Source organism: Niastella soli, assembly GCF_017742245.1.
Classification (GTDB): domain Bacteria; phylum Bacteroidota; class Bacteroidia; order Chitinophagales; family Chitinophagaceae; genus Niastella; species Niastella soli.
Genome location: NZ_JAGHKO010000001.1, coordinates 522,485 through 538,386 on the forward strand (window position 1 = coordinate 522,485; position 15,902 = coordinate 538,386).

Below are 15,902 nucleotides of genomic sequence, written 5' to 3' on the forward strand. Positions count from 1 at the left end.
AAAGATTTTTTCTTATCTTTCCATACCGTGTATGCGCGGGATAACCATAAACTTTATTCATGCTTGTCAAAACGTATGGAAGCGCCGTATATGGCGTGGAAGCTATTACCATTACAGTAGAAGTAAATGTAATGCCGGGCAACATTCATTACTATATAGTAGGGCTGCCCGATAATGCAGTAAAAGAAAGCCTACAACGGGTAGAAAGCGCTATCAAGACCATTGGCTACCAAATGCCACGCACCAAACTGGTCATTAACCTGGCGCCAGCCGATATAAAGAAAAGTGGTTCCTCCTTCGATCTGGCGATAGCCATAGGCATACTCGCCGCTAATAATCAACTCAACGATCCGGGCAGGTTAAAAGATTATGTGATCATGGGCGAACTCAATCTCGATGGCACGGTTCACCCCATAAAAGGCGCCTTGCCCATTGCCATAACAGCCCGAAAGGAAGGCTTTAAAGGATTGATAGTCCCCAGGCAAAATTGCCGGGAAGCAGGTATGGTGAATTCCTTACCGGTATATGGCATCGGGCACCTGACGGAGTTGATCCAATTCATGAATGATGAGTTGAGTATACAACCCGTTGAAATTAATACCAGGGAAGAATTCTTAGATGCCCAGGAAGACTTTGAATTTGATTTCAGCGAAGTAAAAGGACAGGAAAACATTAAGCGGGCACTCGAAATTGCAGCCGCCGGTGGCCACAATGCCATACTTATAGGTCCACCCGGCGCCGGTAAAACCATGCTGGCTAAACGCCTTTCCACCATTCTACCTCCGCTGTCTTTAAAAGAAGCACTGGAAACAACCAAAATACATTCAGTAGCCGGCAAATTACCTGCCCATGCAACACTGATCGCCAAAAGACCATTTCGTTCGCCCCATCATACTGTCAGCAATGTAGCCCTGGTGGGCGGCGGCAGTATACCGCAACCCGGCGAAATTTCGCTGGCGCATAATGGCGTGCTGTTCCTCGATGAGTTACCCGAATTCAAACGCAGTGTACTGGAAGTGATGCGGCAGCCCATGGAAGAACGGCGGGTAAGTATCAGCCGAGCAAGAGTAGCCATCGACTTTCCCGCCAGTTTTATGTTGATATCGGCTATGAACCCCTGCCCCTGCGGCTTTTATAACCATCCCGAAAAAGAATGTACCTGCGCGCCAGGCCTCGTTCATAAATACCTGAATAGGATCTCGGGGCCCCTGCTCGATCGAATAGATCTGCATGTGGAAGTAACACCTGTACCGTTCAACGATCTTACCGGGCATCGAATTGCGGAAACCTCATCTACCATACGGGCCAGGGTGATGGACGCCCGGGCCATTCAAACGGAGCGATTTAAAAATAACAACGGAATATATTGCAATGCCCAAATAAACAGTAAGCTTTTAATTGAAGTATGCATGCTAGACACGGCGGCACTAACCCTGTTAAAAACAGCCATGAACAAACTGAATTTATCGGCGCGGGCTTATGATCGTATTTTAAAAGTAAGCCGTACAATTGCCGACCTGGCGGCCAGTGAAACCATTTTAACAGAGCATGTGGCGGAAGCTATAACCTACAGGAATCTCGATAGAGAAAGTTGGGGAGGGTAAACGGCAAGAAACAAGCTACGGCAAATGAAAAAAATTGGCAAGCAAACGTTAGGTTCGTTGAACTAGTTCTGGATCGTTTTCAGCGACGGTGCATTCCACTCTTCGGTAGACACACTGTTCTCGCTTTTATTTTTAAAGATCCGTGCAAAAACTTCACCGAGGATCTGAGCAATAGTTTTACGTACAATACGCACATCTAACCAGAAGTTTGCATTGCGAACATAAAATGCATCAAATTGGTAACGATGAAAAATGCTTTCAAAATCCTTGGTAGGACCGCGATAGCCTTTTATCTGGGCCAAACCGGTAATACCAGGTTTTACCAGGTTTCTGAATTTATAACCACTAACAGCATTGGCGAATTTGTTGCAGTCAGCATTCATGTGTGGACGAGGGCCCACAATACTCATCTGACCCAGTAATACGTTGAAAAACTGCGGAAATTCATCTAAACCAGTAACACGCAAAAATCTACCGATCCGGGTGATCCGGGGATCATCCTCACTGGCCTGACGAATATCAGCCTCCCTATTAGTGTACATGGTACGCAACTTATAGCACCAAAATACACGTCCCAGAAAACCCACGCGCTTTTGTTTAAAAAGCACCGGACCTCTTGAATCGAGTTTTATCAGTACCATTAGGATAGGCAATAACCATGATAGAACCAAGATTATGATCATCATGGATGTCACTATGTCAAACACACGTTTGGCAACGAAATATCCATGCTTGCGTTCCAAATACAGCCTGAGTGATGGCGACTGTTCAGTAAAAAACTTAACGCGCTTATAAACTAAATTTTCGGGTTGCTCGATCATAGCACAGGTATTTGGGTTCTTCAAGGATTCTGTTAACGAATTTAATGCCGTATTAGTACTTAATTAACGCTTTAACTACTTTTTTAACATCAAAAACGCCAGAATCACTTAAACTCCTAAATATTAAATGTTAAAACAAAATATTAAAAATCTATAAAATCCAACTCTTGACAATGCAAACTTAAGAAAGGTTGCACCAAAAAAGGTTTAAAATAATTTTCCTATTTTATTTCATATCAATCCATTTCACGAATAATCCCAAAATCTGCACACTTATTGCCAAATCTGCGCACTTATTGGTTAAAACAGTCTTTTATTGTGTTTTACACTTTCTTTAAAGCAACGATTTTAGGCATTTTTACACTCTTTTAGCAGCCAAATGTTTAAAAATGCGATTACATTTGCAGAATTAATTAAAAACCACTGTCAGTGAAGGTTTGATTTCGTATAACCCTTTATTAGATGAAGAAATCTTATCTCCAAAAAATTGATTTTTACCTGTTAATACCCTTTTACAATAACCTACCGGGGCTGCTTCACTCATTACAAAGTGTACAATATGACACAGATAAATATGCAGTGGTAATTGTTGATGACGGTAGTGTACAGCCTGTGACGCTGGATGACCTGTACAAACACATTTCACGGGATATTTCTATTGAAATTATACAATTACCTTGTAATAAAGGGATTACAATTGCATTGAACACGGGGCTTCAATGGATCAGGCAGCAAAACGACGCCCTTTTTGTTGCCCGGCTCGATTGTGGGGATACCTGTTCACCAGAAAGATTTTACCACCAGGTAACTTTTTTGAAGGAACATCCACCAATAAACCTGGTTGGCAGTTGGTGCATATTTAAGGACCATTCCACCGATATAGCTTTCCGCTATATTACCCCAACGCGGCATAAAAAGATAAAAAGGGGTATGCATTTTCGGAATATTTTCATCCATCCTACTGTAATGTGGCGGAGTGATGCAATGAAAGATATCCCGCAATACCCTGATACTTTTCCTGATGCAGAGGATTATGGGTTCTTTTATCAGTTAATGCAAAACGGCGAAGTGGCCATTATTCCGGAATACCTTGTGACCACAGAAATAAATCATAAAGGTATTTCGCTGAGTTCCAGAAAAAAACAGTTGAATAGCCGAATTAAAGTGGTAAAGGAATACGGAAGAAATAGGGTTTTACGTTATTTGGGGGTTTTAAAATTAAGGTTACTCTTAATTATTCCGTACAACCTGGTGTTTGCCATGAAAAGGTTGTTGTATGGAGTTTAGTAATCACGAATCAAATGCCATATGATAAATAGAGGAGTTATTTTATAAGAGCCTGATAACAAATGAGTTGCTATTACCATTAAATCCATTTATTATGAAAATTGTACATGTGGCGGAGGCTTTTGCGGGTGGGATTGTAATGTTTGTTAAATCCTTGGTTGAAAATATGCCTAATGATGAGCATATTATCGTACATGGCGAAAGAGCCAATGTGACAAGATTTACTGACATAAGGAAACAGTTTGCCAGAACGAATGCCCGTTTTGTACGGTGGCGTTCTGCTCAACGGAGCATACGATTGACCAAAGATTTTGCGGCTTTTTTTGAATTATATAAGGTTTTAAAGCGACTGAAAAAGCAACATCAGATCGATGCCGTTCATTTACACTCCTCTAAAAGTGGTTTTATTGGAAGAATGGTATGTAAGGTATTGGGAATCAATAATGTAATTTATACACCCAATGGTGCCCCGTTCCTTGTAGGCACCAATAAAATGACAAACTTTCTTTATAAACAACTTGAACGCCTGGGCAATGGCTTTGGTGGTCAGGTAGTTTGCTGTTCCCCTTCCGAACAAGAAGAATATGAAAAGGCTGGTATTCAAGCCATTACCATAAACAATGGCATTACATTCGATCGCTTCAATGGTCTGGAAATGAGGCCTTCAAGTAAAAAATTCTGCATTGTAACCAGTGGACGTATTATAAATCAAAAAAATCCAGTCCTGTTCAATAGCATTGCACAGTATTTTCAGGAATTTAAACAGTTTGAATTCATTTGGATAGGCGACGGACCCGAAAGAGCGCTTCTTACATCTTCTAATATAACAATAACCGGTTGGATGCCTGGCGAGGAAGTAGCCCGCTTGATTTCCTCAGCTAATGTATATTTATCTACCGCCAACTTCGAAGGTTTACCATATGCCGTTCTGGAAGCCCTGGCATTAAGGAAACCTGTTCTGCTCACAGATAGCGTAGGCAATAGAGATCTGGTAAAGTCATGTTTAAACGGCGACCTGTTTAAACATCATTCTGAAGCAATAGTTAAACTGTTGCAATACTTTAATAATACCAGCATGCTCAATATTATGGGAGAATTTTCTGCCCTTCATGGTAAAGAATCATTTAATGTAAATCATACCTTTACCCGGTACAGGCAGTTATATGAAGGCCGGTCTAAGGAAGATGATAATTATCTGGTTCCCGCTCTTCTTAATTAAATAATTAAATATATAAAGTAAACGAGCATTAACACTTTATAGATCATTACTTGTATAAATGGAAATTTTGTCCATTTACATATGAGATTAGTCATTTAATTAATAAGTTTTTACCAAAAAAAGCCAACTTACTCTTCCTTTCCAGGAGAAAAGCCCTCAAATAACCAACTATATAATAATAATTTACAAAAATATGCTGGGTCATTTTCAACTTCAGTCTTTAAATCAAGAAGCTGAAATTTCTTTTTTACAGTCAGCGTTGGAAGTAGAGGGACAGTTCATTCGCACTGAAAATGTTGTTAAGTGGGTAGAAGAACAGAGAAATGCCTTAAAAATTGACATCAATGCCATTCCATTTAATAAATTAAATAAATGGAGTTTTCATCCTGAAACAGGCAATCTGGTGCATGCATCCGGCAAATTCTTTTCTATAGAAGGGATCAAAATAAATACCAACTGGGGCAATGTACCTAGCTGGACTCAACCTATTATAAATCAACCAGAAGTAGGCTATTTAGGTATTATTGCGAAAAAGATAAATGGCATTCTGCATTTTCTTATGCAAGCCAAAATAGAACCTGGAAATATTAATTACGTACAGTTATCGCCAACTTTACAGGCTACAAAAAGTAATTATTCCAGAGTTCATGAAGGCAATGCCCCACTTTACCTGGAATATTTCGCCTCAAAAAAAGGTAAGGTCTTATTAGATCAACTCCAATCTGAACAGGGAGCCCGGTTCTTAAAGAAGAGAAACAGAAATATCATTATAGAAGTAACCGGCGACATTCCTATGTACGACAACTTTTGCTGGCTTACGCTTGGGCAAATAAAAAGTCTATTACAGATCGATAACCTGATAAATATGGATACAAGGACCGTATTATCGGGTATCAGCTTTGGGTCGTATGCGGTGAATGGAATTAACCTGGTGGATAAACTGGTCCATCGCTCAACAAATGAAGAAAGCCATAAGAGGCAAATGTTAATTACTGCACTGGACACCAGCGCAGCACTACATTCATTTGAAGAGATCATTTCTTGGATAACCTCCCTGAAAAGCACCTACGATCTGGAAGTTTCAAGAATACCCCTGAAAGATGTACAGAAGTGGGAAAAAAATGAGAATGAACTATATCACGAAGACCACAAGTATTTTTCTGTGATAGCTGTTGATGTTCATATAAGTAACCGCGAGGTAGTAAACTGGTCGCAACCCATCGTTAAATCGGCCCAGGAAGGTATTATTGGCTTTATAGTAAGAAAAATAAATGGTGTGCTTCACTTTTTAGTTCAGGCTAAAATAGAAGCTGGAAATTTTGATATTCTTGAACTGGCGCCTACTGTCCAGTGCCTTACGGGTAATTATCGAAAGGGCCTGAACGACTATGAAGTGCCCTTTATTAATGAAGTGTTGAATGCCCCGAAAGAAAACATAATTTATAAAGCATTTCAATCAGAAGAAGGTGGCCGTTTTTACAGGGAACAAAATTTAAATTTAATAGTTGAAATGGATGAAAGGTTTTCTCAGGAAGTACCTGAAAATTATTGTTGGATGACCCTAAACCAATTATACACTTTTATTAAGTTCAATAACTATCTGAATATTCAAGCCAGAAGCTTATTAGCCTCGGTAACATTTTAAATAAGTTTATGAAAAAGATTGGAATTGGTGTAATGGGTTGTGCCAATATCGCGCAAAGATCAGTAATCCCAGCTATTATCAATTTATCCGATAAGTTTGAATTGAAAGCAATTGCAAGTCGTACTGCCGATAAAGCACAGGTTCTGGCCGCGCAATTCAATACCACTCCGCTTACTGGCTATGATTCACTATTGCAAAGAGAAGATATTGAAGCCGTATACATGCCCTTGCCAACAGGGCTGCATAAAGAATGGATTGCAAAGGCATTGCTGGCAGGCAAACATGTGCTGGCAGAAAAGTCATTAGCCTTGGATTATAACTCGGCCCGGGAACTTGTTGATTTAGCCAGGTCCAAAGGGCTGTTATTAATGGAAAATTTTATGTTCCGGTACCATAGCCAGCATAAGGCTGTATGGGAAATGTTACAGAATAAACATATAGGAGAAATCCGCCTATTTCGCAGCCAGTTTGGTTTTCCACCACTTGATAAATCTAATTTCAGGTATGATAAAGCTGTTGGTGGCGGAGCGCTTTTGGATGCAGGGGCTTATACGTTAAGAGCAGCCCAATGGTTCCTTGGCCGCGACCTGCAGGTATTATCTGCTGTTTTATACATCGATCCAAAAAGTGATTCTGATATTTATGGAAATATGACGTTGCGCAATCAAAGTGGTGTTGTAGCCCAACTATCATTTGGTTTCGACAACTTTTATCAATGCAACTATGAGTTTTGGGGCAGTACCGGACGGTTAATTGCCAATAAGGCTTTTACCCCAAAAACAAATGAGATGCCCAGAATAACAGTGGACAAAGCGACTGGAACTGAAAATTTAGAAATGCCTGCCGACAATCACTTTGTTAATATACTTGACGAGTTCTATTCAAGCCTGCTTTCCAACAAGCATAGTGAACACTTGGAAGATGTTCTTAATCAAAGTAAATTACTGGATTGTGTGCGCAATACATCTATAAAAGTTAATCTATGAAGGCAGCAGTTATAGGATGTAACGGATATATTGGCAAACACCTTTCTTTGTTTCTTCAGCAACAAGGATGGGAAGTTTATGGCTATGGGAAAAAACCAACATGTGATTTAAATATTTCAGGTTACACCTCCCTGGATATTCAGTTAAAATCAGATTTTGACCGTTTTGATACACAAGTTGATTATGTATTTTATTTTTCTGGTATAACAGGGACTGCTGCGGCCTACAATACCTATGAAAATTATATTGATGTCAATGAAAAAGGGCTATTGCATTTACTAAATAAGGTAAGAACAGCAAGTCAAAAACCGAGAATAGTATTTCCTTCCTCCCGGCTTGTATATAAAGGGGTGGCAAATACTTTATTGTCTGAAGACGCGGAAAAAGAATTTAAAACTATATATGCTTTAAATAAATGGTTCGGAGAACAGGTAGTGCAACAATTCAGCAACTACTTTGATGTACCATTTTCAATTTTTCGTATCTGTGTTCCCTACGGCAATTTATTTGCAGACAGTTATTCTTATGGCACTATCGGCTTTTTTTTAACAAAAGCAAAAGCCGGTGAGCCAATTACCCTTTTCGGTGAGGGAGAGCCCAAACGGACGTTTACCCATGTAGAAGATATATGCCTGCAAATATATCATGCCCTGAGCAAAGAAGGTTCCGTTAACAATACACTGAATATAAGTGGCGAAACTTTTTCATTAAAAGAAGTGGCTGAACAAATAGCTGCGAAATATAGTGTGACTGTGGAGTTTAAAGACTGGCCTAAAATGGATGCCAGCCTGGAAAGTGGAGATACAATTTTCGACGGATCACGAATTTCTCAGCTTATTCAGAAACCTTTAAAAAACAGTTTTCAAACCTGGTTGCAAAGCATATAAGCAATTAGAAATGAAACGTATAAATTTTTAGATTATGGAAGACAGGGTTACGGCTGATAATAACAATTCGTTACTATGGATAAAACAATTCATAGAAACTGAGTTTAAATTTAAACAGGAACTGATAAACCGTCAGCAAGAAGAGATAGATAATCTGAAAAAAAACTTGGAAGGCAACCAGGATTTGATTACAGACCTGAAGGAAAAACTGCAAAGTTGTAGTCAAACCAATGCAGGAAACAATCAATTGATCAATAAATTACTTGGTGATATTACCAAACTGCAGAATGACATTGACTGGTATAAAAGAACATATGAAAGAAGAAGTCTTTTGGGTACTATCAAAGAAAAAATAAAAAGATATTTTTAAACAACCTTATTTATATACCTGTGATTCCAAAAATTATTCATTACTGCTGGTTTGGAGAGGATTCAATTCCTGTTGAGCAAATGGATTACATTGAAGATTGGAAAAAAAGGCATCCAGACTGGCAATTTATTTTTTGGAATAAAGACAACGCACCCCTGCAGATCCCGTACCTTAAAAAAGCAGAGGGGTTAAGAAAATGGGCCAACATGAGTAATTATGTTCGTCTTTATGCCATTAAAGAACATGGAGGAATATATTTAGACACAGATATTAAACTGGTAAAAGACCTGACTTCATTGCTGGACAATGATTGCTTTTATGGATTTGAAGAGTTCAATGCGCAGGATAATACGTTTTGGGTAAATAATGCAATTTTTGGTGCAAAGAAAGATCACGACTTCATCACTAGTTGTCACAATGAATTACTTGTTAAATTCGACGGCAGTGAAGAAGCAAATTTATCTTCGCCAAGACTTACTACAGAATTACTTATCCGCTTAAAAAATCTGTCTGATTATAAAGAACAACTGTTAGGCGATATTAAGCTATATCCAATTGAATACTTTTACCCAATCCATTACTCCGAAGCATACAAAATAAATGAATTTGAAAAATACATCTTTCCCGAAACCATAGCAGTACATGTTTGGGCCAGAACCTGGGTCAATAAAAAAACGCTGATCGAGGCCTTTGATTTTTTAAGGTATAAAACAAGCGAGCAGGAAAAATACATCTCTACCCTTCAAAAAACTATACAGCAGCAGGAATCTACTGCCAATGAGATCTATTACTGGAAACAACATTTTGAAAACGAGTTTAATAACCTAAAACTTCACCAGGAGAAAGATCAAATAATAATTGAATATCAAAGAACTTACACTGAAATTGTTGATATTATAAATAATATCCAGGAGAAAGTTAGCGATTTGTTAAAATGGAATAATACCCTGGAAAAATTAAGTGAAACAATTACAATTCAAAATGATTTACTTATAAAGCGTATTGAACTATTAGAAGATAAGATCCATCATGTAGAAGATAAGGTCCAACATGTAGAAGATAAGATCCAACATGTTTCAATTGAAATAGATAAGAAAGCAGAAAGTCAATCACAAGAATTCAAAGCCATTCATAAGGATATACAAAATATTAGTTTCATTAACCTTTTCACAAACATATTCAAGAAAAAAAAGTTATAAAACAAGTCTACGCTCAAAAAATTGTCATTTTTTTATTCAGAAGCAATGTCATCGCCAAACCTTCAAACTCTTTTACAGCCTGTCACTATCATTGTTCCGGTATTTAACCCAAATGAGTTTTTATTTGAAACACTAAACTGTATTCAAAACCAAACTTATAAAAACATTGAAGTTATTTTAGTTGATGATGGAAGTACAAAGGAAACATCCCTCGAAATCATCAATGCTGTAAAACAAAAATACCCCCAATTAAAGATACAGAAGCATGACATCAATAAAGGATTGCCTGCTGCCCGAAATACTGGTGTGCGCGCCAGCACGGGAGAATATGTATTGTTTTTAGATGGTGATGACCTGCTGGATGTAACAGCTGTAGAAAAATACTACATAACCTTAGAGAATAATCCTTCCTTTGATTTTGTAAACTCTTATGTAATCGGGTTTGGCAGCCAGGATTATGAGTGGCGTGGCGGATTTCATGAAAGAGAAATGTTTTTGTATGTAAACAGAAATACCAGCTGTTTTATGACAAAGCGTAGTACGTTTGAGAAAATAACGTTCGACGAATCATTAAGGCAAGGAGGCGAAGATTGGGATTTCTGGCTCAACGCAGCTTCTAAAAAATTATGGGGATATACTATTCCTGAATTTCTTTTCCTCTATAGAAGAAGTGACCCTGCAGGAAGATGGTCTGTTTTAAGCTCTTCGGGCAACCTTGAGAATTTTGGACTGACCATTAGAAAAAAATATCAATCAGCGATCAATGCGAATGGTTTTCCCAACAAGACGTTCGCAGGTTATCAATACCAAATACCACAGCTTTCGCAATACCAGATAGCTGAAAACGCGCAGGAAGACAATGCCAACAGATTACTGTTCATTATTCCCTGGTTGGAAATTGGCGGCGCCGATAAATTTAATCTCGACCTGTTAAAAGGCCTGAAAGAAAAAGGCTGGAATATTACCATTGCATGCACAGTAAAAGGTTCACATTCCTGGTTAAAGGAATTCCAAAAGATCACTAATGATATCTTTTTTCTGCCTAATTACTCAGATCAACACGATTATTATAAATGTGTGTCTTACCTGATTGCTGCCAGGAACATACAGCTGATACTTACCTCAAATTCTCTGTATGGGTATTATTTAATACCCTATTTAAAAAGTCACTTCTCTCAAATTCCAATAGTAGACTGCTTCCACTGTGAAGATCCTAACTGGTTGAACGGAGGGTATGCAAGAATAAACACGGTGTTTGCCGATCTGATTGACAAAACAATTGTAACAACCGGGCATTTAAAAAACTATGTACTTCAACTGAATGAAAATAGAAAGAATGGCAGCCCCATTGAAGTTTGTTATACGAACATTGATGCGTCTCTCGTAAAGAAAGATCATGAAAAGAGAAGCCAAATAAGAAACTTATTAGGTGTTAAAGACGATGCAACCGTTATTCTATTTTCTGCAAGAATGGTGGCCCCTAAACAGCCTTTCGTTTTAGCAGAAGCCATTCAGAAAGTACTTTCCAAAACCCAGAATTTTGTTTGTGTGCTTTTAGGTGATGGACCACTTTTACCTTCACTTAAAACATACCTTTCAGCTAACAAGCTGGATAAAAAAATATTATGCAAGGGATACGTATCGCATGAGGAGCACTTAAGTTATATGGATGCCGCCGATATTTTCTTTTTACCAACTGAGAACGAAGGCATTCCTATAACCTTATACGAGTCGATGGCCAAAGAATTAGTATATATAAGCGCCAATGTGGGCGGACAAAAGGAGCTGATCGATGACAATTGCGGATACCTTATCCCCAAATCCAACCCCACCACCGAAGCAGAACAATATGCCGACATATTAATTGACCTGATAACCAACGTTCCTAAAAGGGAGCAGCTTGCAAAAGCAGCCAGAAAAAAAATAGTAGCGCAGTACGATTTAAAACAGATGCATGATCAAATGCATGCACATTTACAAGCTGCTTACAAAAACAGAGCAAAAACAAAGTTTTCTATTAAAGAAGAGCATTATGTATTCTCGTTAAGCCTGTATTTACACCAACAGTCAATTAGCGATACATTATGGAACGAAATTTCAATTAATAGGGATCAAAAGCTGGTGCGAAAGGCCTTGAGAGTGATAAAACAAAAAATTGCTGCTTTCAAACAGGATAAAAAAATGAAGATTAAAACCCTCTTCAAAAAATTTATTTAAAAAGTAATTAAATCAAATACCAGTTCTCTTAAAAACAATTTCTCATACTCAAACCATAGCAATGCCAGTGCCAAACCTTAAAGAAGTCCTTTTGTCACAAAAACTCATCACAGTCGTTATTCCGGTGTACAATCCCACTGAATTTTTATTTGAAACACTAAGCTGTATTCAAAACCAAACTTATAAAAATATTGAAGTTATTTTGGTTGATGATGGAAGTACAAAGGAAACATCACTGGAAGTCATTAATGCTGTAATACATAAATACTCTCAAATAAAAGTAGAGAGGCATGACGTCAACAAAGGATCGTCTGCTGCCCGAAATACCGGTGTACGCGCCAGTTCGGGAGAATATGTGCTGTTTATAGATGGAGATGACCTGTTGGATGTTACCGCTATAGAAAAATACTATATAACTTTAGAGAATAACCCTTCCTTTGACTTTGTAAATTCTTATGTAATCGGCTTTGGCAGCCATGATTATGAATGGCGTGGCGGATTTCATGAAAGAGAACTGTTTTTGTATGAAAACAGAAATACCATCTGTTTTTTAACAAAGCGTAGTACGTTTGAGAAAATAACCTTCGACGAATCGTTAAGGCAAGGAGGTGAAGATTGGGATTTCTGGCTTAATGCTGCTTATAAAAAATTATGGGGCTATACTATTCCCGAATTCCTTTTCTTCTATCGAAGAAGTGACCCTGCAGGAAGATGGTCTGTTTTAAGCTCTTCGAGCAACCTTGAGAATTTTGGACTGACCATTAGAAAAAAATATCAATCAGCGCTCAATGCGAATGGTTTTCCCAACAAGACATTCGCAAGTTATCAATACCAAATACCACAGCTTTCGCAATACCAGATAGCTGAAAATGCGCAGGAAGACAATGCCAACAGGTTACTGTTCATTATTCCCTGGTTGGAAATTGGCGGCGCCGATAAATTTAATCTCGACCTTATTAAAGGCCTGAAAGAAAAAGGCTGGAATATTACCATTGCATGCTCGTTAAAAAGTTCACATCCCTGGTTAAAGGAATTCCAGAAAATTACTCAGGATATCTTTTTTCTGCCTAATTATTCTGATCAATACGATTATTATAAAACTGTGTCTTATCTGATCACCTCCAGGAACACACAGCTGATACTTACTTCAAATTCTCTCTATGGTTATCATTTAATACCCTATTTAAAAAGTCACTTCTCACAAATTCCGATCGTGGATTGCTTCCACTGTGAAGATCCTAACTGGCTGAACGGCGGGTATGCAAGAATGAACACGGTATATGCCGATCTGATTGACAAAACAATTGTAACAACCAGTCATTTAAAAAACTATTTGTTTCAACTGGAGGAAGGAAGAAAGAAGGGAAGCCCCATTGAAGTTTGCCATACCAACATTGACGTATCTCTTGTGAAGAAAGATCACGAAAAGAGAAGTCAAATAAGGAACTCATTAGGTATTAAAGACGATGCAACCGTTATTCTATTTTCTGCAAGGATGGTGGCCCCTAAACAGCCTTTCGTTTTAGCAGAAGCCATTCAGAAAGTACTTTCCAAAACCCAGAATTTTGTTTGTGTGCTTTTAGGTGATGGACCGCTTTTATCTTCACTTAAGACATACCTTTCAGCTAACAAGCTGGATAAAAAAATATTATGCAAGGGATACGTATCGCATAAGGAGCACTTAAATTATATGGATGCCGCCGATATTTTCTTTTTACCAACTGAAAACGAAGGCATTCCTATAACCTTATACGAGTCAATGGCCAAAGAATTAGTATATATAAGCGCCAATGTGGGCGGACAAAAGGAGCTGATCGATGACAATTGCGGATACCTTATCCCCAAATCCAACCCCACCACCGAAGCAGAACAATATGCCGACATATTAATTGACCTGATAACCAACGTTCCTAAAAGGGAGCAGCTTGCAAAAGCAGCCAGAAAAAAAATAGTAGCGCAGTACGATATTAAACAGATGCATGATCAAATGCATGCACATTTACAAACTGCTTACAAAAACAGAGCAAAAACAAGACTCCCTGTCAAAGAAGAGCATTATGTATTTTCATTAAGCCTGTTCTTGCAACAACAGTCAATCACCGATTCTTTATGGAACGAAATTGTAATTAGTAAAAACCAAAAATCGTCTAACTTAAATCCACAGATGTCTATCGTTTCGCCCGATGAGGTCAACGAATTGGGTTGGTGGAAACAGGAATATCATGTTCTTAAACAATGGTATGCCAAAGAGTACGATGTTCTTCCCTTATGGTACCAAAGATTCGGCCATTTAATTAAGTTATTACAGGGTCATCGATCTTTAAAATCATTTTTTAAGAACTCAAAGTAACCGCGGAACACACCGCAGCGGTATGCCCATTGCCTTTCTGGCCTGAATGTGAACTTTTTTACAAATCGCCCAGTTGCAAAGACCTACAATATGGCTTTGCAACTGGGCTTTATGTTTTCTATGATCAAGCCTGATATTTACTTATAAACATATCATTTACAATACCTTATATTTCTAAAATCCACGCCTCCCCTTCAACCTCTACAAGATTAAATTCCCGCCGAGGCCAGTAATGATCTTTTTTTTCTAAAAAATGTTGCAGGTTCCAAAATAATTTATTCATTGGGCTAAATAGTAAAAGCATTGCGGATTTATAATACTTTTGCCGCTGCAATTTATTGTTTACTATTGCAATCATTATATTCACTACCAATTGATAATCAGTTACTTATTATTAAACCCAGAAAAACTGGCGTCATCATATCCAGCTGATTTTATCAATTCTATATAAATTCTTTTAATTGCAATGATGTTTGCCAAAATGTATAATCCAATAAAAATCAGATAAATATAAAATATGGTCAAAAGTGTCTTTGTGGACTGGGTAAAACGATCCAATAAAAATGAACGTTTGTGGCTGCTGGCGAAAATTGAATTTAAATTGAGGTATTATGAAAACAAGCTGGGTCTTCTTTGGGCCCTTATCAAACCTCTAATGGATATAGCTATATATTATGTGGTTTTTCAAGTCATCATGAAACAGGCTATTCCAGCTTTTGCATCCTTCTTATTTATTGGTTTGATATTATGGAACTTTTTTCTTGAGTCTACTACTGGTACAGTACAGATCCTGAACACAAAGAAATATCTGTATGAATACAGCAATATGAACAAGCTTGAAATATATGTTTCAACGCTGTTAAGTAATACTATAGGCCTCTTTTTCAATTTTATAATGTTTCTGCTCTTCCTCAATATTCTTGAAAAAGATGCCATGCATACCTCCTTCTATACGCTTTGGATAATTCCCCTTTTTATTAATCTTTTTATCCTATCATTGGCAGTATCATTAATTCTTTCTAACATATATATAATAGCAAAAGATATTACTCAGGTATGGCAGGTTTTTACCTCTTTCCTCTTTTTCCTGTCACCTGTAATTTACAGGCTTTCCACATTCAAAGAAGCATTGCCAACCTTTGATTATATTAACCCTATAGCTGGAATAATTATTAATGCCAGGCGTACTACTATGGAAAGCACTAACCCTGACTTTAAACTTTTCCTATTCGACTTCACCTACGCTATTATATTGTTGGTGATTGGTTTATTATTGTTAAACAAATTAGGGTCTAAAGCCGCTGAAAAACTATAAAA

12 protein-coding genes are annotated in these 15,902 nt (G+C 37.8%); 11 read left to right on the forward strand and 1 reads right to left on the reverse strand.

Annotated features, from left to right (window positions below; genetic code table 11):
* The first annotated feature begins 59 nt into the window (after positions 1-59).
* A complete protein-coding gene (locus J7I42_RS01950) occupies positions 60-1,604 on the forward strand; it encodes a YifB family Mg chelatase-like AAA ATPase (RefSeq protein ID WP_209137087.1) in 1,545 nt (514 codons plus the stop codon).
* Positions 1,605-1,666: 62 nt separating this feature from the next.
* Here the strand turns inward: J7I42_RS01950 and J7I42_RS01955 are convergent, their stop codons facing one another.
* Entirely contained in the window at positions 1,667-2,425 is a 759-nt protein-coding gene (locus J7I42_RS01955; RefSeq protein WP_262898090.1) for a sugar transferase, read from the reverse strand.
* A gap of 462 nt (positions 2,426-2,887) precedes the next feature.
* On the opposite strand from J7I42_RS01955, the gene J7I42_RS01960 reads away from it, so the two are divergent.
* The 10 genes from J7I42_RS01960 (at position 2,888) to J7I42_RS02005 (ending at position 15,900) form a co-directional block, all read left to right on the forward strand.
* Positions 2,888-3,712, forward strand: a complete 825-nt coding sequence (locus J7I42_RS01960) for a glycosyltransferase (protein WP_209137089.1) — start codon at positions 2,888-2,890, stop codon at positions 3,710-3,712.
* A 94-nt stretch (positions 3,713-3,806) separates the two neighbouring features.
* Positions 3,807-4,931 carry a glycosyltransferase gene (locus J7I42_RS01965; RefSeq protein ID WP_209137090.1) on the forward strand — a complete coding sequence of 375 codons (1,125 nt, stop codon included), beginning with the start codon at positions 3,807-3,809 and terminating at the stop codon, positions 4,929-4,931.
* A gap of 193 nt (positions 4,932-5,124) precedes the next feature.
* Positions 5,125-6,576: an NDP-hexose 2,3-dehydratase family protein gene (locus J7I42_RS01970; protein ID WP_209137091.1), complete on the forward strand. Its 1,452-nt coding sequence runs from the start codon at positions 5,125-5,127 to the stop codon at positions 6,574-6,576.
* Positions 6,577-6,584: 8 nt separating this feature from the next.
* Positions 6,585-7,562: a Gfo/Idh/MocA family protein gene (locus J7I42_RS01975; protein WP_209137092.1), complete on the forward strand. Its 978-nt coding sequence runs from the start codon at positions 6,585-6,587 to the stop codon at positions 7,560-7,562.
* Positions 7,559-8,449: an NAD-dependent epimerase/dehydratase family protein gene (locus J7I42_RS01980; RefSeq protein ID WP_209137093.1), complete on the forward strand. Its 891-nt coding sequence runs from the start codon at positions 7,559-7,561 to the stop codon at positions 8,447-8,449. Before J7I42_RS01975 ends, J7I42_RS01980 begins: the two co-directional genes overlap by 4 nt.
* Before the next feature lie 34 nt (positions 8,450-8,483).
* Positions 8,484-8,819, forward strand: a complete 336-nt coding sequence (locus tag J7I42_RS01985; protein WP_209137094.1) for a hypothetical protein — start codon at positions 8,484-8,486, stop codon at positions 8,817-8,819.
* 20 nt (positions 8,820-8,839) lie between these two features.
* A complete protein-coding gene (locus tag J7I42_RS01990; protein ID WP_209137095.1) occupies positions 8,840-10,018 on the forward strand; it encodes a glycosyltransferase in 1,179 nt (392 codons plus the stop codon).
* 45 nt (positions 10,019-10,063) lie between these two features.
* Entirely contained in the window at positions 10,064-12,235 is a 2,172-nt protein-coding gene (locus J7I42_RS01995; protein WP_209137096.1) for a glycosyltransferase, read from the forward strand.
* Between the two features lie 91 nt (positions 12,236-12,326).
* Entirely contained in the window at positions 12,327-14,585 is a 2,259-nt protein-coding gene (locus tag J7I42_RS02000) for a glycosyltransferase (RefSeq protein WP_209137097.1), read from the forward strand.
* A gap of 535 nt (positions 14,586-15,120) precedes the next feature.
* Positions 15,121-15,900 carry an ABC transporter permease gene (locus tag J7I42_RS02005; RefSeq protein WP_209137098.1) on the forward strand — a complete coding sequence of 260 codons (780 nt, stop codon included), beginning with the start codon at positions 15,121-15,123 and terminating at the stop codon, positions 15,898-15,900.
* Positions 15,901-15,902 lie beyond the last annotated feature (2 nt).

Coding starts and splice junctions, on each gene's coding strand:
- J7I42_RS01975 (WP_209137092.1), top strand. CDS start 6,585: ATGAAAAAGATTGGAATTGGTGTAATGGGTTGTGCCAATATCGCGCAA.
- J7I42_RS01970 (WP_209137091.1), top strand. CDS start 5,125: ATGCTGGGTCATTTTCAACTTCAGTCTTTAAATCAAGAAGCTGAAATT.
- J7I42_RS01960 (WP_209137089.1), top strand. CDS start 2,888: ATGAAGAAATCTTATCTCCAAAAAATTGATTTTTACCTGTTAATACCC.
- J7I42_RS01955 (WP_262898090.1), bottom strand. CDS start 2,425: ATGATCGAGCAACCCGAAAATTTAGTTTATAAGCGCGTTAAGTTTTTT.
- J7I42_RS01965 (WP_209137090.1), top strand. CDS start 3,807: ATGAAAATTGTACATGTGGCGGAGGCTTTTGCGGGTGGGATTGTAATG.
- J7I42_RS01985 (WP_209137094.1), top strand. CDS start 8,484: ATGGAAGACAGGGTTACGGCTGATAATAACAATTCGTTACTATGGATA.
- J7I42_RS01950 (WP_209137087.1), top strand. CDS start 60: ATGCTTGTCAAAACGTATGGAAGCGCCGTATATGGCGTGGAAGCTATT.
- J7I42_RS01995 (WP_209137096.1), top strand. CDS start 10,064: ATGTCATCGCCAAACCTTCAAACTCTTTTACAGCCTGTCACTATCATT.
- J7I42_RS01980 (WP_209137093.1), top strand. CDS start 7,559: ATGAAGGCAGCAGTTATAGGATGTAACGGATATATTGGCAAACACCTT.